The following is a 20,380-nucleotide window of genomic DNA, read 5'->3' as shown; positions in this document are numbered from 1 at the left end:
AATCTATTCGGTATGTGTTGTTCTGTGAAAGCTGGCAAGCCAGCCAAGGGCTGCAAAGCAGCGCATGACAGTAAACCTCAAGGCCGGTCCAAGTTAGCGCAAAGGTCCAATGGCCTGTCTGCAGGCAAAAAAAGAGGCTCCGAAGAGCCCCATAGAGGAAACCTGGTTAGCCCTCAAGCGGCCTCAATCCCACGCGGCGCCATGAAGTACATCCACACCAGGGCAATGAAGTACATCACCGGAATCATGGTGAACAGCACCGAATAATTGTTGTGGGTGACCGTCAGCACGCTGCCGACGATCTGTGTCATGAACATGCCGCCGATGGCCGCGCACATGCTGCCGAAGCCGAACACCGTGCTCACCAGATGCTTGGGCGTGTAGTCCATGACCAGGCTCCAGATGTTCGCGGTCCAGGCTTGGTGCGCGCCGACCGCCACGGCGATGGCAAGCACCGCGACCCACAGGCCACTGGCGTGGGCAGCGAAGACCACGCTGACGATGGTGCAGGCAAAGATCAACATCGAGATCAACCGGGCACGGGTGGCGCGCACGCCGCGGCCGATCAGCCAGGACGACAGAATGCCGCCGCCGATGCTGCCGAAGTCTGCAGTCAGCCAGATCAGGATCAACGGGATCCCCATCTGGGTGACGCTGATGCCCAGGTCGTACTGCTGGTTGAGAAACGGCGGCAGCCAGTACAGGTAAAACCAGAACACCGGCGCCGTGATCGAGTAGGCCACGGCAAAGGCCCAGGTGCCGCGCTGGCGCAGGATGCGGCTGAACGGCACGGGTTTGGCTTCGGGCTCCACGTCTTGCTGGATATAGTCCAGCTCGCTCTGGCGAACGTGCGGGTGCGTCTCAGGGTTGAAATACTTCAAACCCCACAACACCACCCAAACCAGACCGAGGCTACCCATGGCGATGAACGCGGCCTGCCAGCCCCAAGCAGCGAGAATCAGTGGCAGCAGCGCCGGGGTGACCATGGCGCCGACGTTGGTGCCGGCATTGAACAGGCCGGTGGCGATGGCGCGCTCGCCGGCGGGGAACCACAGGCGCGTGGTCTTTACGCACGCCGGGTAGTTGGCCGCCTCAGTCAGGCCCAGAATGAAGCGGCAGACCATGAAGCCGGTTGCCGAGGTCGCCAGGCCATGGGCGCCGGTGGCCAGGCTCCACAGCAGTACTGCGCCGAAGAAGGCATGCTTTACCCCGACTTTGTCGATCAGCCGGCCCTGCAGCACAAAGCCGATGGCATAGCCGACCTGGAACCAGAAGTTGATGTTGGCGTAGTCCATCGCCGTCCAGCCCATGTCCTTGGCGAGAACGGGCTGCATGATGCCGAGGGCGGCACGGTCGATGTAGTTCAGGGTGGTGGCGAAGAACACCAGGGCAAGCATGCCCCAGCGGGTCTTGCCGACGGCGAAGGCGCCGCGCACCTTGTCGCCGATGGATCCATGGGCGAGGCGGGGGCTGGCAGTGTCGAACTTGGAAGGGGTCATGTGAAGTCGTTTCTTGAAATTGTTTTGAACGGCAATGCGTCTGGAACGCGGTTTTGCCCAGGGCAAGGCTGGGCGTGCAAGGTCATTTATGGTGAGCAGTGAAGGGGGGAGCGTCAATTCAAAGATGGGGCTACTGTTCGATGATCGAACAAAAGTGACGCGGCGTCTTCTGGCTGATTGCACAGTGCCATGCCTGCCAGGTAACCGAAGGTCATCCCAGGGCCAAGGGTGATACCGCCGCTGGGGTAGTGCCCGCCCATGATGCTGTGCATGTCGTTGCCGACCGCGAACAGGCCAGGTATTGGGCGCTGCAGGCTGTCCATTACCTGTGCCGAAGCATCCGTGTGCAGGCCGGCGAAGGTGCCGAGGCTGCCCGGCAGCAGTTTTACCGCATGAAAGGGCCCGTGCAGCAGCGGCCTCAGCGACGGATTGGGCGCGTGCAAGGGGTCGCCCTGCGCACGGTTATACAACGATGCGCCACGCTGGAAGTCCGGGTCCGTACCCTGCGCCGCATGGTGGTTGAAATGTGCCACGGTGCGCTGCAGTTGCGCTGCGTCGATCCCGCAGCGTGCGGCCAGTTGCGCCAGGGTAGGGCCGCTGAACAGGTAGCCACGGCGCTCATAGAAGCCGGCAGGGAAGGGGAACGGCTTGGCCCAGCCGATACCGTAACGACGTTGCGCGGCGTGGTCACAGATCAACCAGGCTTCGTGCTCCTCACCGGGTGGCGTGGAGGTGAACAGCGCATTCATGAAAGCATGGTAGCTGTCGGCCTCGTTGACGAACCGCCGACCGTCACCGCGCACGGCAATGAAACCCGGCTTGGCGCGGTCGATCAGGTGCGGGAAGTGGCCGAGGCTGCCGTCGCTTCGCGGCACCAGTGAGACCGGCGCCCAGGCCCCGGCGTGGGCCGCCGTGGTGGCGAACTGTGCGCCGACCTGTTCGCCCAGGCGCAGGCCGTCGCCATTGTTCTGCGGCGGCGCTGCGGAATAATGGCGATCGCCCTCAGGGGCATGGGGTATCAGCTGGGCGATGCGCTGGCGGTCATGGGGGAACCCGCCGCAGGCCAACACGACACCGCGTCGCGTATGGATCACCTGGCCATCGCTGAACTGCACGCCTGTGATACGCCCATCCCTCAGCAAGCCTGTGGCCTGCCGGTCATGCAACAGCGTCACGCCCAGGTCGAGGGCACTGCGCAGCAGGCGCGCCACCAGCGCGTTGCCGTTGACCAACTGCAGGCCGCGACGGTACAGCAGCAAGTCGCGCCCATGGCGCAGCAGGCGTTTGCCGACGTGCCAGGCCGCCTTGGGTGAGCGGCTGGCGTTGAAGAAGGCGGCCATGTCTGCGCCACCGGCGATGCCCATGCCGGCCAGGCTGACGATGTCCAGGGGGGGCCGTAGCCGGTGGATCCAGTGCCCAAGCAGGCGCCCGTCGAATGGCTGCGCACACAGGGAGCGCCCGCCACGCGCACTGCCATCCCCCTCGTGCATGTCGGGCATTTTCGTCCCGGACTGGAACTGCACGGCGGTATGTCGCTGGAAGAACGCCACCATTTCCGGTCCATGGCGCAAAAACGCCTGCTGGCGCGGGTCCAGTTCGGCGACGTGGGTCTGTGCGCGCAGGTAGCGTTCTGGCGCATCGTCGGCTTCGACGGTGCCTTCGGCGATCGCCAGCGGGTTGCGGGGTATCCATAACCAGCCCCCCGACCAGGCGCTGGTGCCGCCGAACTGGCTGGCCTTTTCCGCGACGATCACCTTCAGGCCGTGATGGGCGGCGGTTACTGCGGCAGCCAGGCCAGAGGCGCCGGAGCCGAGGACAAGTACGTCACATTCCAGGGGTTGCATGGAGGGGCTCCGGTCAGGTTGGAGGGGGCGTCAGTTACTGCAGCGGCGAAAAGCCGGTGGGCCGCATCAACCGCGACTGCAACCGCAACACTGCGCCCAGCTCTCGATTGCGCTGCGAGAACTCCGCCCAGCGCGGGTCCGCCGCCATCGCCGCGCGGCGCTGCATGCGGTCGTCGAGGCTGGTGTAGGCCCACAGGTGCACCACCTGGTTGACCTCGCCGAATTCACTGGTAAAGAAACCGACCAGCTTGCCCAGGTGCTCGCTCTGCACCGCCAGCGCGTGGCTTTGGTACAGGGCCAGCCAGTCGGCCATTTTCAGTGGGTCGAGGGTGTAGGTTCTCAGTTCGTAGTACATGCGTTTGTCTCCAGAGGGTGGGCCTGCGCCTGCAGGCGGTTGGCAATATGGCTGGCGGCGATCCAGCCGAAGGTGAGGGCAGGGCCTAGGGTGATGCCTGGGCCGGGGTAGGTGCCGTTCATCAATGAGTTCATGTCGTTGCCCGTTGCATAAAGGCCGGCAACCGGCGTACCGGCGCGGTTGAGCACGTTGGAATGGGCGTCGGTCACCAGGCCGCGTGCCGAGCCCAGGTCGCCGGTGTGGAGCTGGATGGCGTAGAAGGGCGCCTTGACCAAGGGCGCGAGGCAGGGGTTGGGCGTGTGATGCGGGTCGCCCATGTAGCGGTTGTAGCTGTTGCCGCCTTTGTCGAATGCGCGGTCGATGCCGTTGCGGGCGTCGGCGTTGAAGCGCTCCAGCGTCGCCTGCAATGCCTGAGGGTCGACGCCGATGGCCTCGGCCAGGGCGTGCGGTGTGGCGGCACGGTATAGGTAGCCGGCGTCGATCAGTGCCGCGTTGTTCACGGGTTTCGGGCGTGCCAGGCCCAGGCCGTAGCGGTTCATGGCCTCGGCGTCGCAGATCAGCCAGCAGGTGGTGAGGTTGCTGGCGAACATGGTCTGCACGAAGTGATGGTAGGAGTTCGACTCGTTGACGAAGCGCTGCCCGGCCGGGTTGATCGCGATCATCCCCGGTTTGGCACGGTCGGTGACCAGGTGCGGGAAGCGTTCGCGCTCACCATTGGCATGGCGCAATTCGGAAACGGGTGCCCAGAAGAAGTTGGCGGCCAGCCCCTCGCCGTAGGCAGCATCCACCGCTTCACCCAGGTGCAGCGCGGCGCCGTCATTGGTTGACGGCGACATGGTCAGGTGCGGCGCATTAACGCCCGGGCGGTAGGCGGCAGCCAGTTCGCCGGCTGCGAAGCCGCCCATGGCGCAGACCACGCCACCCCGGGCACGCACCTGCACGCGCCGGCCTTCGTGCTGCACCACCACGCCAGTCACCGCGCCGTGCTCGACGATCAGCGCCTTAGCCTCGCTGCGCAGCCACAGTTGCGTGCCATGGGCAAAGGCCGTGGTGGCCAGGCGTGCAATCAGCGCATTGCCGGTGGTCAGGCGGGTGCCACGGTGATGGCGAAGGCGGTCCAACGCATAGCGCGCCATCAACTTCAGGCAATGCCACAGGGAGCGTGGTGATTTGCGCAGGCCAAGAAAATGCTGGATATCCACACGGTTGACCATCATCCCGCCGAACAACAGCATGCCCGGCGGCGGCATTTTCAGGTCCTTGAAGCGCGGGCCGAGGCGGCGGCCGTCGTATTCGACCATTTCCAGTGCTCGGCCGAACTGGGTGGCGCCGGGCTCATCCGGGTAATAGTCCGGTGAGTGCGGGCGCAGGGCATAGCGCAGTTCGGTGTGGCGCTCCAGCCAGCGCAGCGCTTCATGCCCACGTGCAATGAAGGCGTCTACCAGCGGTGCGTTGTAGCCGGCACCAATCACGGTTTTCAGGTAGGTGCGCATGGCTTCGGGGGAGTCTTTGGCGCCGGCTGCACGGGCTTGATCGGTGCCATACACCCACGCCGCACCGCCGGAAATCGCCGACGTGCCGCCGAAGGTGTCGGCTTTCTCCACGATCAGTACCTTCAGGCCAAGGCTGGCGGCCGTGGCGGCGGCGGCAAAGCCCCCGGCACCACTGCCCAGGACCACCAAGTCGTACACCGGTTGCGCGTGTTCGGTAGCGGCCATGGCTCAGATCTCCAGCGGGGTGACGCCCATGAAGGCGCCGAGGTGTCCGAGTTGGGCAAAGGCCATCTGCGGGCCAGTCTGGATCGCACAGCCCCGGTCGCGTGCCTGCTGCAACAGTGGGGTGATTTCTGGCGAGGTGACCACGTCGGCAACCAACGTGGAGGGTTGCAGGGTTGCCAGCATCGGCGCCGGCAGCGGCAACTCATCGGTGCTGCCCATGCCGACCGGCGACGCGTTGACCACCAGGTCGAACGCTTCAAGCGAGCGGTAGTGGGTGGCGATTTCGAGACTGGGGAAGGCCGTGCCGAGTACTTCGCAAAGCGCGCCAACGCGGGTAGCGCTGGGGTCGCTGAGGGTGATCTGGCGCACGCCCGCTTCGCCCAGTGCGTAGGCGATTGCACTGCCCACCCCACCACAACCAATCACCAGCGCGCGTTTGCCTGCTGGCTGAAAGCCCTGTTTGCGTGCGGCGCCAAGAAAGCCTGCGCCGTCGACATTGTCGCCGAGCAGGCGGCCGTCACTGTGGCGGCGCACCACGTTGACCGAACCCAGTGCGGCGGCGCGCGCACTGAGGCCGTCCAGGCGTGCGGCCAGTGCCTGTTTGTAGGGCACGGTGACCACGCAACCGCGCAGGTTCTGCCAGCCGCGCAGGCTGCCGACAAAGGCTTGCAGTGCAGTCTCTTGCAGGTCGATGGGGAGCATTGCCAGGTCGCAGCCATTGCTGGCGAACCAGGTGTTGAAGTTTTCAGGCGATTTCACCTGGGCGATGGGTGAACCGACGATGGCGACCAGTTCTGTCGAACCCCGAATCATGTTGACCTCCGTGCTTGCTGTTGTTGTGCAGCAAGGGTGACCGGGTGCAGGGCGCGGGGAAATGCGCTTGTCGGGCGGGTAGTGCGATAATCGCAGTCAGGTAGCGATTATTGGCGGGCAATGCTGAAAAATGTCCGTCAGAAATACGCTCTCTCATTGTAGGAGCAGCCTTGTGCTGCGAAGAGGCCAGCAAAAACAGTGAAGATCGAGGGTTTTGCCACCGGCCTCTTCGCAGCACAAGGCTGCTCCTACCCGGGCTCGCGCATCACTGGAGAACCCCAATGAATCAACCCGATATCCACCCCCGCGACCTTATCGCGGGCTTGCAGAAAGGCCTGGCATTGATGCAACTGTTCAGCGTCGATCAGCCGCGCCTGACCGTGCCCCAGGCAGCCAGGCAATCGGGCCTTACCCCCAGCGCCGCGCGCCGCTTCCTGCTGACGTTGGTACACGAAGGCTTTGCCGACACCGACAGCCGCCAGTACTGGCTCACGCCCAAGGCGCTGCGCATCGGCCAGGCCTACGTGGACTCGGCACAGTTGCCGCGCATGCTGCGGCCCATCGTCGAGCAGGTGGCGCGGCAGACCCAGGAGCATGTCTCGGTCGGCACCCGTGACGGCGATGAAATCATCCACCTGGTGCGCAGCCGCTACAGCCACATCGCCTCGTTGTCGATCAGGCCCGGCTCGCGGGTGCCGATGTACTGCACCGCCGGCGGGCGAGTCTGGCTGGCGGCGCTGGAGGAAGCCGCGCGCGATGACTACTTCTCACGCAACCCGCTCCGCCCGCTCACGCCCTATACCCAGACCGATCGGGCGCTGCTGGAAGCAGAGTTGCAGCGCGTGCGCCAGCAGGGCTACAGCATCGTCGACCAGGAATACGAAATCGGCATGCGCGTGCTGGGGGTACCGCTGCTGGACCGTAGCGGCCAGCTGAAGGCGACGCTGACGATCACCACCCACGCCTCGCGGTTGAGCGTCGACGAGATACGGCTGCGCTACCTGCCACCGCTCTACGAGGCGCAAGCGTTGTTGAAGCCGGTGGTGGGCTGATTGCTGCGCTGTCAGCCAGCGGGCTACAGCTTGAACGTCAATTGTGGATAATGGGCCTAGCTGACGAGCCTTATCGTGCCCGTCAGATGCAGCAATCGCCTACGCATGCTTCACAATCTTTTTATTTATATAACAACAAGATAAGGATATTTCAGATGACGATCGAACGCCTGCACACTAACGCTCGCATGAGCCTTGTGGTCAAGCACCAAGGCACCGTGTACCTGTCCGGTGAGGTTGCCAACGATTTTGCGGGCGATGTGCAGCAACAAACCCGTGAAACCTTGCAGAACATCGAGCGACTGCTCGACCAGGCCGGCACAGACAAGACACGGATTTTGTCCGCAACCCTTTACCTCAAAGACATCGATGCCGACTTCGCGGGCATGAATCAGGTGTGGGACCAGTGGTTGCCGCACGGGTGTGCGCCAGCGCGTGCGACGGTGCAGGCCAAGTTGTATGACCCTGCCGTGCTGGTCGAAATCTCGATTATCGCAGCGCTCCCTGACGCTTGACCGCCCGCTGGCAAGCCAACGCGCAGGTACAACGCTGCCCTTGAGAGCAGTGCTTGCCTGTAGGAGCTGGCTTGCCTGCGATCACCGGCAAAGCCGGTGCCATGCACCGAGGTGCCTTCATTGCCGACAGGCCTGGACAATCTTCTACCGCCGAACGGAACTACCGCCCGGGCCACGCTTTCTCAAGGCTAGCTGCCTGCTTTGAAAGTGGCGTGATATTCGCATCCATGTGAATAACGCTACCCGCTTGCGAGCGCAGGGCAGTGTTTTGGTAAGTAGGAGGTAGACATGTCTGACAGGAGCAGCCTCAGGAGCAGAGCGACGGTGCTGTGCTTTCGCAGTGGCAAAATACTCCTGGTGCGTAGAAAGGCCAGGAAATGGGGCTTTCCGGGGGGCGGTGTGGGCACGAATGAGGCACCGTTGCACGCCGCCAGCCGAGAGCTGAAAGAGGAAACAGGGATATGCCGTGAGCGCCTGGTGGCGCTGTGCACGCTGCAAGTCGGTAACACCCTCCATTACATTTTTACCCTTCAGCTGGACGATCAGGATAAACCGGTGCCGAAAAACGAGATCGTCGCTTGCAAGTGGATTGAGCGCGATGCACTGAATACCTCCCTCCTCAAGCCCGCCGCTGCGGCACTGCTGCGTAGCGAACTGCCGGCGCTGTGTGCTTGACCCGAGTCACGCTAGCCGTCACGGCGTTTCCGGCCTGCTTCATAACGCGACAGAAGAGGCTGCACGCTTAACCCATGCACGACAATGCTCAGCGCCACTACCGACAGCGTGAGGTTGGTGATGGCCGTGGCATCGCTGGCGCTCAGGCCGTGGTTTACCGAGTAGAACAGGTAGTAAAGGCTGCCGATTCCGCGTATGCCGAACCAGCCCAGCATGCCGCGCTGGCGAAGGTCCAGCAAGCCACGCCCTGGGATGATCAGCGTACTCAATGGCCGAATGAACACGAACAGCGCCGCGCCTACGGTCAGTGCGCGCCAGTCCCAGTGCTCGATCAACACGACACCGAGCAAGGTCACCAGAAACACCTCCATCGCCCGCTCCACAAGCCCACCAAACGAGAGCATGTCGCCCAGCATGATGCCGGCTGCGACCTGCGTGTCTTCCAGCGCGGCGATATCGCCTTTGACCGCGTGCTCCGGGGCGACATGCTGGTGGCCGACCACAGGCTGCACAAGGTGTTCTGCAGGCGCTTGCGGGGTGGGGCTGGCGTGCACTTCGGCCTGTCGCAGGCCCAGCCCGGCAGCGAACACCGCGAGAAACCCATAGCCATGGATCAGGTCGGCCACCACATAAGCCATCGCGATCAGCGCCAGCGCCAGGTAGTCGTTGGGCGAGAGGGTGCTGTCCTCGTGCCGGGTGCGCAGGTACAGGGTCAGGTGCCCTAGGCCGCGCCCCATCCAGTAGCCACTGAGCAAGCCGGCGGGCACCGCCCACAGCACGTCTTGCCACAACCAGTCAGTCAGCCATTGGCTGCCTGCTGCGCCCTGCACAAGCAGCAAGCCCAGGATTACGAACGGAAAGGCGACCCCATCGTTAAGCCCTGCCTCACCCGACAGGCTGAAGCGCACGCGGTCGTAGTCCTGCGCGTCATTGACCTGGACCAAGGTGGCCAGCACCGGATCGGTCGGGGCCAGGATGGCGCCGATCAACACCGACACCCCCCAGCCCAGGTTCAGGCCGTAATGCAGCACCAGGCTGACCCCGGCGATGCAAGCCAGCATGACCGGCCCAGCCAGGAAAACCGCCACCCGCCAGCTGCGGCTGCTCAGCGGCAGGCGCAGCTTGAGGCCGCTGACGAACAGGGAAAACAGCACGGCGACCTCGGTCAGGTGCTCCATCCAGCCGTGCGCATCGGGCAGCTCGAGTTGCAGCAAGCCGAGGCCACCGGGGCCCAGCGCGACGCCCAGCGCCAGGCACACGACCGATGTTGTGACCGGGATCCAGCGCAGGTAAGAGGAGGTCAACGCCAGCAGCAACAAGACTGCGCCGAGCATGGCCACCCAGACGATGAAGCTCATGTGCGCAGTGCCTCCACGGCGTCGGGCTCTGGGGCTGGCGCAGGCAGGCAGCTTTGCTAGCCACCGGCTGGGTCAGACACTCAGTCTAGTCGTCGCCCGAACTGCCGCAGGTGACAAGGCGGCGGGCGACCCTGCCTCAGGCTCGCGTATTGTTGGGCGCACCGGCAGTACTGCGGCCTGTAGCTGCTTGCCAACGGCGTGATCGAACGAAAGCCTACCGTCTATCTGACGCTCCTCGATGATACGCCCGGCGTCCAACACGACCACCCGTTGGCAGAAGTAGCGCACCAGGCTCAGGTCATGGGTGATCAGCAAGAACGCGGTGCCGTGCTCGCGTCGAAGTGCGTCCAGGCGCTGCAGAAGCTGCAGTTGCAACACCCGGTCCAGGTTTGACAAGGCCTCGTCCAGTATTACCAGTTTGGGTGAGATGGCCAGCGCGCGGGCGATATTGGCGCGCTGCAGCTGGCCACCACTGAGTTGGTGCGGCAGGCGCTCGGCATGCTCGCTGCGCAGGCCCATGTGCTCTAGTAGCTCCACGGTACGGGCGTTGCGTGCAGCTTCGTCCAGCTCGCTCAGGTGACGCAACGGCTCGGCAATGCTCCAGCCGATGCTGCGTTGCGGGTTGAACGCGCTGGGCGCGTCCTGGAGTACCAACTGAACGGCGCGCAAGAAAGCACGGGCCTCACCGCCGCGCAGTCGGCTGACCTCTTGGCCGGCAAATGTCACCTGGCCACACGCGGGTTTCTCCAGGCCCAGCAGTAACCGGGCAAGCGTGCTCTTGCCGCTGCCGCTGCTGCCGAGCAGGCCGAGCGACTCACCGGGCTGCAACTCAAGCTCAATGCCGTCGAGCACCTGCAGCCAGCCGCGTCTGCTCAGTAGCCCTCCGGAACGGTAGCCATGCCCGAGTTGGTTAACGTGCAGCAGGCTCATGGCTGGCTCCCGTTTAGTAGCTGATGGGCTTCAAGCAGGGTGCGGGCGGTGGCGCTGGCCGGTTGATCGAACAGGCCATGCACTGTTTGCCGCTCGACGACGCGCCCTGCTTCCATCACCGCGACATGGTCGGCGCAGCGGGCAACCACCCCCATGTCATGGGTCACCAACAGCACGCCAAGCCTGTGCTGCTGCACCAGCTTCATGAGCAGGTCGAGAAAGCGCGCCTGGTTCAAGGCGTCGAGGTCGCTGGTGGGCTCGTCCGCTAGCAGAAAGGGGCTTTCGGCCATGAGCGCAAGGGCGATCATCATGCGCTGCAACATGCCACCGCTAAGCTGGAACGCGAACGACTGCAAGACCCGACTGCGGTCATCCAACCCCACGGCCTCCAGGCATTCATCCATCCGCGCATGTGCAGCGCTGCCGACGACCCCTCGCAGTTTCAGGGTTTCCTGGGCATGGCTAGCCATGTTGCGCACAGGGTTGAATGCACTGCGTGGGTTCTGCAGGATCAGGCTGGCAAGCTGCCCACGCACCTGATCGGCCGCCAATGGCTTGCCATCGTGCAGCAACTGGCCGCGTGTACGGCGCAGGCCTGGCGGCAGCAGGTCAAGCAAACCCAGGCAACTGAGCGATTTGCCCGATCCGCTGTGACCGACCAGGGCACAGACTTCACCTCGGCGCAGCTGCAGGTCGACGTCGTCCACCAACACGCCAGCACGCCCTTCGATACACAGGCCTTTGAGCTGTAACGTCGACACGGGCATTCAATGAGCCTCCTGGGATGGGTCCAGGCGATCACGCAACGCATCGCCCAGCAGGTTGAACGCCATTACCGAGAAGAAGATCATCAGCCCGGGTAACAGCAGCAGTTGCGGCTGGGTCCAGATGAACTCCTTGGCATCGTTGATCATCACCCCCCATTCGGCACTGGGCGGGGTGACGCCAAGGCCGAGGAAGGACAGCCCCGAGACATGCAGCATCATGTGCCCGATGTCCATCGTGGCCAGCACCAGCAAGGGGCCGGCAATGTTCGGCAGCACATGCTGGCGCAGCCGTGCCCAACGTGAAGCACCGGCCAGGCGTGATGCCATCACGTATTCGCGGCCGCGTTGGGCGATGACCATGCCGCGCACCATGCGCGCATACCATGCCCAGTGCGACAGGGCGATGGCAATGATCACGTTGCTCAGGCCAGTACCCAGCAGGGTGACGAAGAAGAACGCCAGCACCAGCGTGGGGAAGGTCATGAACATGTCGCACAGGCGCATCAGCAGCAGGTCGACCTTGCCACCGACAAAACCGGACACCCCGCCCACCAGCAGGCCCAGAAACAGCACCAGCGCCAGTGTCAGCACTACGCTACCCAGCGACAGCCGTGTGCCGACGATCAACCGGGACAGCACGTCGCGGCCAAGGTGGTCGGTGCCCAGCCAGTGGCTGCTGTCCGGTGGCAGCAGGCGTCGGCCGAGGTCGACCAGGTCCGGGTCGTGCGGGGCAAGCCATTGGCCAAACACGGCCAACATGCAGAGCACGCTGACCAGTACCAGCCCTGCTATCAGGTTGGCCTGGCCGGCCAGCGTAGCGCGACGGAAGATGGCCAGTACACTCATGCGTCGACCCCTTCAAGACGGCTGCGAGGGTCGAGCCAGGCATAACAGACATCCACCACCAGGTTGCAGACCATCAGCAGGCCTGTCAGCAGCAGGGTGAAGCACTGCATGACCGGAAAGTCGCGGTTGAGCACCGCCGACACCGCGAAGCGGCCGACGCCGGGCCAGGCGAAGATGGTCTCGATTACCAGTGCCCCGCCGATCAATTCCCCAATGTGCATACCGGTGGCCGTGACGAAGGGTAGCCAGGCGTTGCGTAGCACGTGGTCGCGCCATACCCGGCGCTCGGGCAGCCCGCGGGCACGGGCGTAGGTAACATAACGCTGGCCGCTGGCCTCCAGCAGGCTTGCCCGCAGCAGGCGGGCGTTGATCGACATCGACATCAGGGCAATCGCCAGTACCGGCATCACCAGATGCCCGGCACTGCCGCGGCCCAGTGGCGGTAGCCAGCCCAGCCAAAGGGAAAACAGCGCAATCAGCAGAAACGCCAACCAGAAGTTGGGCATCGAGACACCCAGGAACGTCACCGCGCGAACGGCGTGATCGGGCCAGCGCCCTTGCCAGCGCGCAGCCACCAGGCCCAGCGGAATCGACAGCAGCAGGGTGCAGGCCAGGGCCAGGCCGCCCAGTTGCAAGGTGGCGGGCAGGTAGTAAAGGAGGTCGTCGAGCACCGGCCGCCCAGTGAGGTATGAAATACCGAAGTCCAGCTGCACGGCCTTCGCGAGCCAGGTCAGGTACTGCTCAAACAACGGCCGGTCGAGGCCCAAGGTATGGCGGACTTCGGCAATGGCCGCGTCAGTCGGCGGGATGTGCGACAGGCGAAGGTAGTCCAGTGCCGGGTCGGTGCTACCCAGGTGCAGCAGCACGAAGACCAGCAGTGAAACACCGAGCATTACCGGTACCAGCAGTGCCAGCCGCAATAGGATATAGCGCAGCATGTCAGTCTCCCTGCTTCGGTGTCATGGCTTCGAACGGCACGTCGAACAGCGTGCTGCCGAATTGCACATGGGCAACGGAGTCGCGGCGAACGCTGATGGCGGTAAGGTAGGAAATCGGCAGGTACACGGCTTGCTCATGCAAGGTGGTGAGGATGAACCGGTACTGTTCGGCGCGTTGCTGCGCGTCGGTACTTGCCAGTACCTGGCCAATGCGTTGGTCCAGTTCGTCCTTGATCGCCAAACCGCGCTGCGCCATGTAGTCGGCATGGCCGGCATAGCGCATGGAGCTGACAAAGGAGTGCGGGTCGTAGGGCGCTCCCCAGGTGTCGGCGAAGATCATGCCGAAGTCGCCATCGCGCTGGCGCCGGACCAGCCCACCTTCTTCGACCGCACGCAGCTCGATGCGCATGCCGACGTTAGCCAGCTCGCCTTGCAGCACTTCGGCCAGGCTCTTCTGCAGTGCGCTGGTGCCAAGGAATACCAGTTCGATCGACAGCGGTTCACCGGCCTTGCTACGTACCGTTGCGCCTGCCGTCAGGGTCCAGCCGGCAGCGTCAAGTTCGCGGGCGGCTTGGGCAGGGTCGTAGGCGTAGGGTTTCAGGCCGATGTCGGCATAGGGCATGTTGCTGGCGAACAGGGTATCGGCACGGGGCTCGAGGCCATACAGAATCTTGTCGATGATGGCCTGCTTGTTCACCGCTTGGTTGATCGCTTGACGCACGGCCAGGTCACGGGTGGCGCCATGCCCGGTGTTCATCGCCAGGGTGCGGGTAGCCAGCGGTGCCGAGAGGGCGGTGGCGAAGCCTTGGTCGCGCAGGCGCACGAACGTGCCGGCGGTAATCTCGCCGGCGGCCCCTTGAATCAGCTCGAGCTCGCCGGCCTGCAGGGCCAGCGCGCGGCTGTTGGGATCAGGGATGACGTTTACCCGCACCTCGCCATAGGCCGGTTTTGCGCCCCAGTAAAAGGGGTTGCGGGCAAAGCGGTCATACTCGCCCAAGCGCGATTCGATACGCATCCATGGGCCGGTGCCGGCGGGTTCGCCAGGTTTGGCCTGCGGGGAGCCGAAGCGCAGCGGGCGCACTTGGGCCAGTTCCATCAACGTTGGGTAGTACGGGTGCTTGAGCACCAGGCGCAAGGTCAGCCGGTCAGGGGCCTCGATGTGGTCGAGGGTGGTGACCAGCTCCATCCAGCGATGGCGTTGGCTATTGGCAAGGACGGCATCCAGGTTGGCCTTGGCAGCTGCAGCGTCGAATGGCGTGCCGTCACTGAAGCGCACGCCATCTCGCAAGTTGAAGGTGTAAGTCTTGCCATCGTCGGAGACTTGCCAAGCCTGTGCCAACCACGGCTCTACAGTGCCCGCCGAGGTGTAACGCACCAGCGGTTCATACACCATGGCCTGGGCGTACATCTGATTGGGCGAGTAGCCGCGTGGGTCGAGTGGGCCTGCGTTAACGGGCCAGGAATACACCAGCGTCGGGCTTTGTTGGGGTGTGCTTTCTGCGTGTGCGCAGAGGCTCGCGGCGACCATGAGAATGCCCCAGAGGGCGGGCTTTCGTTTAGCTGACTGCTGCTTCACACGGGGTCCCCACTTCGACGGAGGCGTAAGGCTAAAGAGTGGTGGGAATGATGTCCATGCAAAAACTTCTTACTGAACGTTACAAAATGCCGCGCCAGAAAAGGCAGTAGAAAGCCCTGGCGATGATTGAACCGTGACGCGTTCGCCCAGGGCCTGAAGTGGCGAGCTCAGGCGACCTGTTTGCCACAAGCCGGTTGACGTAGCGGGCTTTTGATGGTCATCTGCGCGCCTGTTTCAGGTGCCCCCTGCCGCCGTGCATGGGGTGAAACGGGAAGCCGGTTCGTCATCGTTCGATGATCAGTCCGGCGCTGCCCCCGCAACGGTATGCGAGCGAAGCATTCAAGACACCACTGTGCCCTGGCATGGGAAGGTGAAGGCTTCATGACCCTCGCGAGCCCGGAGACCGGCCTGAAGCATCGTTTGGCAAACCCGCGGTGGGCGGGCGCAGGCCGATTTCCGTGGGCGTGCTCGCCCGCGATTCCTCTTTGCGTTGTTCCCCCGGGATTCTTTCATTCCTGCTTCAAGTGGAACGACATGTCCCGTTATTCGCTGTTCAGTTCTCTGCCAGGTACGCTGCTGCACGCCAGCCTGGTGCCCTGTGTTTTTCTCTCTGTTGCCGCCCACGCCGCCGAGGCGGACAACGCCCTGGCGCTACCGGCCACGGACATTACCGGCACGGCCGAGCACAACCCTCAGCCCGACCTGCATACCCCAGGCACCAGTGGCTCGAGGCTTGGCCTGACGCCGCTGGAAACCCCAGCCAGCGTGACCAGTATCAGTGCCGAGCAAATCCTCAAGCGCAACAACGCCACGGTGCAGGACGCGGTCACCCGTTCACCCGGCATCACCTTCATCGGCACCCCCGGTAACGGCGGCACGGCCTTGTCGGCCCGCGGCTTCACCGGGCACAGCTCGACCATGCAGTTGTACGACGGTACCCGGCTGTACGTGGGCGCCGGCACAGTGACCTTCCCGGTCGATACCTGGTCGGTCGAGCGCATCGATGTGCTGCGCGGCCCGGCCTCGGTGCTGTACGGGGAGGGCGCCACCGGTGCGGTGGTCAACGTCGTGCCGAAGAAGCCCTTTGAAGGCGAAATCCGCAATCACCTGCGCCTGGGCTACGGCTCGGATGACCGTCGGCAGATGGCCCTGGACAGCGGCGGCTCGCTGACCGACACCTTGAGCTACCGCCTGAACCTCAACAAGCTGGCCAGCAACGGCTGGGTCGACCGGGGCGATTCGCAGAGCCTCGCCATCAGCGGCGCGCTGCGCTGGCAGCCCAGCGATGAACTGAGCTTCACCCTCAGCCACGACTACGGAGACCAAGACCCGCAGCAGTACATGGGGACGCCGTTGGTGGACGGGCATTACCGCGAGTCGCTGCGCGATCACAACTACAACGTCGACAACGCCGAAGTGCATTACAACGACCAGTCCACACGGCTAGTCACCGACTGGGTAATCAACGACAACCTCACCGCCAGTAACCAACTGTACTTCCTCAAGGCCCAGCGCCGCTGGCGCAACGCCGAGACCTACACCTGGCTGCCAGGCGACCAGGTGCGGCGCAGCAGCTTCATCAGCATCAAGCAGACCCAGGAACAGCTTGGCGATCGCCAGTCGTTCACCCTGCAACACCCACTGTTCGGCCTGGACAGCCAGACCGTGGTGGGCGCCGACTACAACACGATCCGTTTCGTGCGCAAGCACGACTTCGGCAACACCCTGACCGATACCGTGCCGCTGTCCGGTTCCGGTGGGGGCGAGTACATCAGCAACGACCCTTACCGCTCGCGCGAAGCCAACCAGGCCAAGCAATTCTCGCTGTTCGCCGAAAACCGCACGCAACTCACCGAGCGCCTGTCGTTGATCACCGGTGCACGCCGCGACCAGGTGCACCTGAACCGCGACGACCTGGATGCCGATACCCGCACCGATCGCAGCTTGTCTGGCGACAACTGGCGCGCCGGCCTGGTGTTCGCGCTGACCGAGGACCTGTCGGTTTATGGCCAGTACGCCACCAGTACCGAAGGTGTGAGCAACCTGCTCACCCTCAACGCCGCGCAGCAGCAATGGGACCTGAGCACCGCCAAACAGACCGAAGCCGGCATCAAGCACATGCTGCCTGACGGGCGAGGCGAGTGGACCCTGGCGGCGTATCACATCGTCAAGAAAAAGCTGCTGAGCACCGACCCGCTCAACCCCACGCTGCAACAGCAGGTCGGCCAACAGTCGTCGGACGGCATCGAGGCCACCCTCGAACTGCGCCTGCCGTATGACGTGCAGCTGTCGGCCAACGCCGCCTGGGTGCGCGCGGAGTATGACGAGTTTGCCAGTGGCGCCAACGACTACGCCGGCAACCAGCCGATCAACGTGCCGCGCCGCTCCGCCAACCTGTGGTTGAGCAAAGACTTCGGCCAACGCTTCAGTGCCGGCGCCGGGGCGCGCTATGTCGACAGCCGCTACGCCGACAACGCCAACACCGTCGAGGTGCCCAGCTACACCGTGGTTGACGCCAACATCGACTGGCACGTGCAACCGGACCTGACCCTGGGCCTGCAGTTGAACAACCTGTTCGACCGCCAGTACGCCACCACCACGGGTAACAACGGCCGGCAGTGGTACCTGGGCGAACCGCGTTCGTTCTTCGTCACGGCTGACTACAGCTTCTGAGCCTGTCGCACCGGCCCCTGGCCGGTGCTTCCTGGAGGTGATGCCCATGACGCAACTGCACATCGAGGCCCTGGACTGGGCCCTGCTTGAACGGGGACAGCCGCCGCGCCCGCTGCTGCAGGGTGTGGACCTGCGGGTGGAGCAGGGCGAGTTCGTCGGCTTGATCGGCCCCAATGGCAGCGGCAAGACCAGCCTGCTGCGGTGCGCCTACCGTGCCAACGAACCTGCCGAGGGCCGTGTGCGCCTTGGCGGTGATGACCTTTGGCAACGCAGCGCACGCTGGAGCGCACAACGCATCGCGGTGGTGCTGCAGGAGTTTCCCGATGCGTTTGGCTTGAGCGTTGGCGACATCGTTGCGATGGGGCGCGCACCGCACAAGGGCTTGTTCGACGGCGACACGGCCGAGGACGCCCGGCAAGTGGCCCAGGCACTGGCGCAAGTTGGCCTTGCCGGCGAGGGCGAACGGGCCTTTGCCAGCCTGTCTGGCGGCGAGAAACAGCGCGTTCTGCTGGCCCGGGCGCTGGTGCAGACGCCACAGCTGCTGCTACTCGACGAGCCAACCAACCACCTCGACCCACGCTACCAGCTGGAGCTGCTTCAGCACCTGCGTGGCCTGGGCCTGAGCATTTTGGCCAGCTTCCACGACCTCAACCTGGCGGCTGCGTTTTGCGATCGGCTGTACGTCATCGACGGCGGGCGCATCGTCGCCTGTGGTACGCCACAGCAGGTGCTGACCCCCGCGCTGCTGCTGCAGGTTTTCGGCGTCGAGGCGCTGGTCGACCCGCATCCTCTGCATCCCTACCCACGCATTACCTGGATCACCCGAACATGACTGTCCGCTACCTGATCGGCCTGTTGGCGTTGCTGACCGCGCTGCCTGCGATGGCCAGCGATTACCCCCTGAGCGTGCGCAGCTGTGACCGCGACATAACGTTCACCCAGCCACCGCAGCGGGTCGTGGTGCACGACGTGAACATGACCGCCATGCTGCTGCACCTGGGGCTGCGCGAGCACATCATTGGCTACACCGGCTTCACTGCCAGCAAGCACCGCGACCCGTGGGTGGATGCAGCGCTGCAGGGCGTACCACCGCTGGCCAGCCGTTACCCTGCCATCGAAACCTTGCTGGCGGCTGAAACCGACCTGTTCTTTGCCGGCTGGAACTACGGCATGCAGGTCGGTGGGCCGGTCACGCCCAGCACCCTCGCGCCGTTCGGTATCCCGGTGTACGAGCTGAGCGAGTCGTGTTCGTGGGTCATGGCCCAGCAACGGGCCAGGCTGGATGACGTTTATCGCGACCTGGGCAATCTAGGTCGGATTTTTTCCGTCGAGCCCCAGGCCGACGCCTTGATCGCGAACATGCGCGCGCGCATCGGTGACGTGCAGCGCCGGGTTGAACACGCGCAGCCTACGCCCCGTGTGTTTCTGTACGACAGTGGCGAAGACCGCCCGACCACCTCGGGAAGGCTGGGCGTACCCCAGGCCCTGATCGAGGCGGCAGGCGGTCGCAATGTGATGGACGACGTGTCTGCCAGCTGGACCCAGGTGAACTGGGAGAGTGTGGTGGAGCGCGACCCGCAGGTCATTCTGATCGTCGACTATGGCCCGAGCAGTTGGCAGCAGAAGCGCGATTTCTTGCTGCGCCAGCCGGCGTTGAAAGACGTGCAGGCGATTCGTGAGCAGCGCTTCATCGTGCTGACTTATCTGGAGGTAACGCCCGCTGTCGAGAACGCCCTGGCCATCGAGAAGCTGGCTGCTGCCCTACATCCGCAGCTGTTCCAAGGTGCCCTTCAATGAGGGTCGGGCACAGCCCCGTGGCCTACCGGTGGTTGATCGTGATGCTGAGCGCACTGTTGCTGGTGTCGTGCCTGATCGCCCTGGCATTCGGCCCCGCATCGGTACCGCTGGCCCACGTGGCCGGGATCGTCGGCCAGCAACTGGGCATCGCCGGGCCAGGCGAGTGGTCCCAGAGCCAGGCGCAGATCGTCTGGCTGATCCGCGCCCCCCGGGTGTTGCTGGGGGCCTTGGTGGGGGCCGGCTTGGCGCTGGTCGGCACGGCGTTGCAGGCCGTGACCCGTAACCCCCTGGCAGACCCGCACCTACTGGGCGTCAGCTCCGGCGCGGCGTTGGGGGCGGTGCTGGTGATGCTCTACCTCGGCGAATTCATCGGCGCCTTCAGCCTGCCGTTGGCGGCGTTCATGGGCGCGGCGGCGAGCATGCTGCTGGTGATCGCCGTGGCGCGGCGCCATGGCCGCATGGAAAGCGACCGCCTGCTGCTGGCGGGCGTCGCCGTGTCGTTCGTGTTGATGGCCGTGGTCAACCTGCTGCTGTACACGGGCGACCAGCACGCCGCCGCCTCGGTGGTGTTCTGGATGCTGGGAGGCTTGGGGGCGGCGCGTTGGCATGTCCTCTGGTTGCCGGCGCTTTGCGTGGTGCTGGGGCTGGTGGCCTTGCAGGTCATGGGGCGCGGGCTGAATGCGCTGATGAGCGGTGAGCAGACCGCAGTGAGCCTGGGCTTCAGCGGCCGACGCCTGCGCCTGCAGGTGTTCACCTGCACCTCGTTGCTGACCGGTGTGCTGGTATCGCTCTCCGGTGCCATCGGCTTTGTCGGCTTGATGGTACCGCACATGGCGCGGGCGCTGGTGGGGGCGGAAAACCGCCGGCTGATGCCGGTGAGTGCACTGCTGGGGGGGATTTTCCTGGTCTGGGTAGACGTGGCTGCACGCACCCTGATCGCCCCGCAAGACCTGCCGATCGGCATTGCCACCGCAGCGCTTGGCGGGCTGTTTTTCATTGCCCTGCTCAAGCGCTGAACGGCGGT

At 64.4% G+C, this 20,380-nt stretch carries 18 protein-coding genes and 1 riboswitch; of the genes, 7 read left to right on the top strand and 11 right to left on the bottom strand.

The window, feature by feature from the left end; all coding sequences use genetic code 11:
- Positions 1-173: 173 nt before the first annotated feature.
- The 5 genes from OO306_RS18165 to OO306_RS18145 all read right to left on the bottom strand — a co-directional run bounded on the left by OO306_RS18165 (position 174) and on the right by OO306_RS18145 (position 6,229).
- Complete coding sequence (locus tag OO306_RS18165; RefSeq protein WP_265969522.1) at positions 174-1,499, bottom strand: MFS transporter; 1,326 nt, start codon at positions 1,497-1,499, stop codon at positions 174-176.
- A gap of 113 nt (positions 1,500-1,612) precedes the next feature.
- Positions 1,613-3,343, bottom strand: coding sequence for an FAD-dependent oxidoreductase (locus OO306_RS18160; protein ID WP_265969521.1), 1,731 nt, complete (start codon positions 3,341-3,343; stop codon positions 1,613-1,615).
- A gap of 34 nt (positions 3,344-3,377) precedes the next feature.
- A complete protein-coding gene (locus tag OO306_RS18155) occupies positions 3,378-3,698 on the bottom strand; it encodes an NIPSNAP family protein (RefSeq protein ID WP_085273160.1) in 321 nt (106 codons plus the stop codon).
- Positions 3,683-5,416 carry an FAD-dependent oxidoreductase gene (locus tag OO306_RS18150; RefSeq protein WP_265969520.1) on the bottom strand — a complete coding sequence of 578 codons (1,734 nt, stop codon included), beginning with the start codon at positions 5,414-5,416 and terminating at the stop codon, positions 3,683-3,685. Before OO306_RS18150 ends, OO306_RS18155 begins: the two co-directional genes overlap by 16 nt.
- A 3-nt stretch (positions 5,417-5,419) precedes the next feature.
- Complete coding sequence (locus OO306_RS18145; RefSeq protein ID WP_238216888.1) at positions 5,420-6,229, bottom strand: shikimate dehydrogenase; 810 nt, start codon at positions 6,227-6,229, stop codon at positions 5,420-5,422.
- 281 nt (positions 6,230-6,510) lie between these two features.
- On the opposite strand from OO306_RS18145, the gene OO306_RS18140 reads away from it, so the two are divergent.
- The 3 genes from OO306_RS18140 to OO306_RS18130 all read left to right on the top strand — a co-directional run bounded on the left by OO306_RS18140 (position 6,511) and on the right by OO306_RS18130 (position 8,471).
- A complete protein-coding gene (locus OO306_RS18140; protein WP_265969519.1) occupies positions 6,511-7,281 on the top strand; it encodes an IclR family transcriptional regulator C-terminal domain-containing protein in 771 nt (256 codons plus the stop codon).
- Positions 7,282-7,436: 155 nt separating this feature from the next.
- Entirely contained in the window at positions 7,437-7,796 is a 360-nt protein-coding gene (locus OO306_RS18135) for a RidA family protein (RefSeq protein WP_099454537.1), read from the top strand.
- A gap of 288 nt (positions 7,797-8,084) precedes the next feature.
- Positions 8,085-8,471 carry an NUDIX domain-containing protein gene (locus tag OO306_RS18130; protein ID WP_099429745.1) on the top strand — a complete coding sequence of 129 codons (387 nt, stop codon included), beginning with the start codon at positions 8,085-8,087 and terminating at the stop codon, positions 8,469-8,471.
- Positions 8,472-8,482: 11 nt separating this feature from the next.
- On the opposite strand, the gene OO306_RS18125 is transcribed toward OO306_RS18130, so the two are convergent.
- From OO306_RS18125 to nikA, 6 genes are all read right to left on the bottom strand, one after another.
- On the bottom strand, positions 8,483-9,829 hold the full coding sequence (locus OO306_RS18125; protein WP_265969518.1) for a sodium:proton antiporter: 1,347 nt from the start codon (positions 9,827-9,829) through the stop codon (positions 8,483-8,485).
- A 72-nt stretch (positions 9,830-9,901) separates the two neighbouring features.
- Positions 9,902-10,759 carry a nickel import ATP-binding protein NikE gene (nikE, locus tag OO306_RS18120; protein ID WP_099429743.1) on the bottom strand — a complete coding sequence of 286 codons (858 nt, stop codon included), beginning with the start codon at positions 10,757-10,759 and terminating at the stop codon, positions 9,902-9,904.
- On the bottom strand, positions 10,756-11,526 hold the full coding sequence (gene nikD, locus OO306_RS18115; protein WP_265969517.1) for a nickel import ATP-binding protein NikD: 771 nt from the start codon (positions 11,524-11,526) through the stop codon (positions 10,756-10,758). The genes nikE and nikD overlap by 4 nt, the downstream gene beginning before the upstream one ends.
- A complete protein-coding gene (nikC, locus tag OO306_RS18110) occupies positions 11,527-12,372 on the bottom strand; it encodes a nickel ABC transporter permease subunit NikC (protein WP_265969516.1) in 846 nt (281 codons plus the stop codon). It abuts the gene before it with no gap.
- Positions 12,369-13,310, bottom strand: a complete 942-nt coding sequence (nikB, locus tag OO306_RS18105) for a nickel ABC transporter permease subunit NikB (protein WP_099429740.1) — start codon at positions 13,308-13,310, stop codon at positions 12,369-12,371. Before nikB ends, nikC begins: the two co-directional genes overlap by 4 nt.
- Before the next feature lies 1 nt (position 13,311).
- On the bottom strand, positions 13,312-14,838 hold the full coding sequence (gene nikA / locus OO306_RS18100; protein ID WP_265969515.1) for a nickel ABC transporter substrate-binding protein: 1,527 nt from the start codon (positions 14,836-14,838) through the stop codon (positions 13,312-13,314).
- Between the two features lie 267 nt (positions 14,839-15,105).
- Positions 15,106-15,313, top strand: a riboswitch (cobalamin riboswitch).
- Positions 15,314-15,420: 107 nt separating this feature from the next.
- On the opposite strand from nikA, the gene OO306_RS18095 reads away from it, so the two are divergent.
- Genes OO306_RS18095 through OO306_RS18080 form a run of 4 tightly spaced genes read left to right on the top strand, consistent with a single transcriptional unit; the run spans position 15,421 to position 20,372 of the window.
- Positions 15,421-17,559, top strand: a complete 2,139-nt coding sequence (locus OO306_RS18095; RefSeq protein WP_265969514.1) for a TonB-dependent siderophore receptor — start codon at positions 15,421-15,423, stop codon at positions 17,557-17,559.
- Between the two features lie 46 nt (positions 17,560-17,605).
- Complete coding sequence (locus OO306_RS18090; RefSeq protein WP_265969513.1) at positions 17,606-18,391, top strand: ABC transporter ATP-binding protein; 786 nt, start codon at positions 17,606-17,608, stop codon at positions 18,389-18,391.
- Positions 18,388-19,356 (top strand): ABC transporter substrate-binding protein, encoded by a 969-nt coding sequence (locus tag OO306_RS18085; RefSeq protein ID WP_265969512.1) that lies wholly within the window; start codon positions 18,388-18,390, stop codon positions 19,354-19,356. The genes OO306_RS18090 and OO306_RS18085 overlap by 4 nt, the downstream gene beginning before the upstream one ends.
- On the top strand, positions 19,353-20,372 hold the full coding sequence (locus tag OO306_RS18080) for an iron ABC transporter permease (RefSeq protein ID WP_027596266.1): 1,020 nt from the start codon (positions 19,353-19,355) through the stop codon (positions 20,370-20,372). Before OO306_RS18085 ends, OO306_RS18080 begins: the two co-directional genes overlap by 4 nt.
- The last annotated feature ends 8 nt before the right edge of the window (positions 20,373-20,380 follow it).

The sequence above is a fragment of the Pseudomonas sp. DCB_AW genome (assembly GCF_026240895.1).
In the GTDB taxonomy this organism is placed as follows: domain Bacteria; phylum Pseudomonadota; class Gammaproteobacteria; order Pseudomonadales; family Pseudomonadaceae; genus Aquipseudomonas; species Aquipseudomonas kermanshahensis.
Note: the sequence above shows the minus strand (reverse complement) of the source record. Positions and strands in the feature narration are given on the sequence as shown.

Bases quoted from the DNA above. Each gene is read 5' to 3' on its own strand.
- OO306_RS18145 (WP_238216888.1), bottom strand. From the start codon at position 6,229: ATGATTCGGGGTTCGACAGAACTGGTCGCCATCGTCGGTTCACCCATC.
- OO306_RS18135 (WP_099454537.1), top strand. From the start codon at position 7,437: ATGACGATCGAACGCCTGCACACTAACGCTCGCATGAGCCTTGTGGTC.
- OO306_RS18150 (WP_265969520.1), bottom strand. From the start codon at position 5,416: ATGGCCGCTACCGAACACGCGCAACCGGTGTACGACTTGGTGGTCCTG.
- OO306_RS18095 (WP_265969514.1), top strand. From the start codon at position 15,421: ATGTCCCGTTATTCGCTGTTCAGTTCTCTGCCAGGTACGCTGCTGCAC.
- nikC (WP_265969516.1), bottom strand. From the start codon at position 12,372: ATGAGTGTACTGGCCATCTTCCGTCGCGCTACGCTGGCCGGCCAGGCC.
- OO306_RS18165 (WP_265969522.1), bottom strand. From the start codon at position 1,499: ATGACCCCTTCCAAGTTCGACACTGCCAGCCCCCGCCTCGCCCATGGA.
- nikB (WP_099429740.1), bottom strand. From the start codon at position 13,310: ATGCTGCGCTATATCCTATTGCGGCTGGCACTGCTGGTACCGGTAATG.
- OO306_RS18140 (WP_265969519.1), top strand. From the start codon at position 6,511: ATGAATCAACCCGATATCCACCCCCGCGACCTTATCGCGGGCTTGCAG.
- OO306_RS18155 (WP_085273160.1), bottom strand. From the start codon at position 3,698: ATGTACTACGAACTGAGAACCTACACCCTCGACCCACTGAAAATGGCC.
- nikE (WP_099429743.1), bottom strand. From the start codon at position 10,759: ATGAGCCTGCTGCACGTTAACCAACTCGGGCATGGCTACCGTTCCGGA.
- OO306_RS18160 (WP_265969521.1), bottom strand. From the start codon at position 3,343: ATGCAACCCCTGGAATGTGACGTACTTGTCCTCGGCTCCGGCGCCTCT.
- OO306_RS18125 (WP_265969518.1), bottom strand. From the start codon at position 9,829: ATGAGCTTCATCGTCTGGGTGGCCATGCTCGGCGCAGTCTTGTTGCTG.
- nikA (WP_265969515.1), bottom strand. From the start codon at position 14,838: ATGGTCGCCGCGAGCCTCTGCGCACACGCAGAAAGCACACCCCAACAA.
- nikD (WP_265969517.1), bottom strand. From the start codon at position 11,526: ATGCCCGTGTCGACGTTACAGCTCAAAGGCCTGTGTATCGAAGGGCGT.
- OO306_RS18130 (WP_099429745.1), top strand. From the start codon at position 8,085: ATGTCTGACAGGAGCAGCCTCAGGAGCAGAGCGACGGTGCTGTGCTTT.
- OO306_RS18090 (WP_265969513.1), top strand. From the start codon at position 17,606: ATGACGCAACTGCACATCGAGGCCCTGGACTGGGCCCTGCTTGAACGG.
- OO306_RS18085 (WP_265969512.1), top strand. From the start codon at position 18,388: ATGACTGTCCGCTACCTGATCGGCCTGTTGGCGTTGCTGACCGCGCTG.
- OO306_RS18080 (WP_027596266.1), top strand. From the start codon at position 19,353: ATGAGGGTCGGGCACAGCCCCGTGGCCTACCGGTGGTTGATCGTGATG.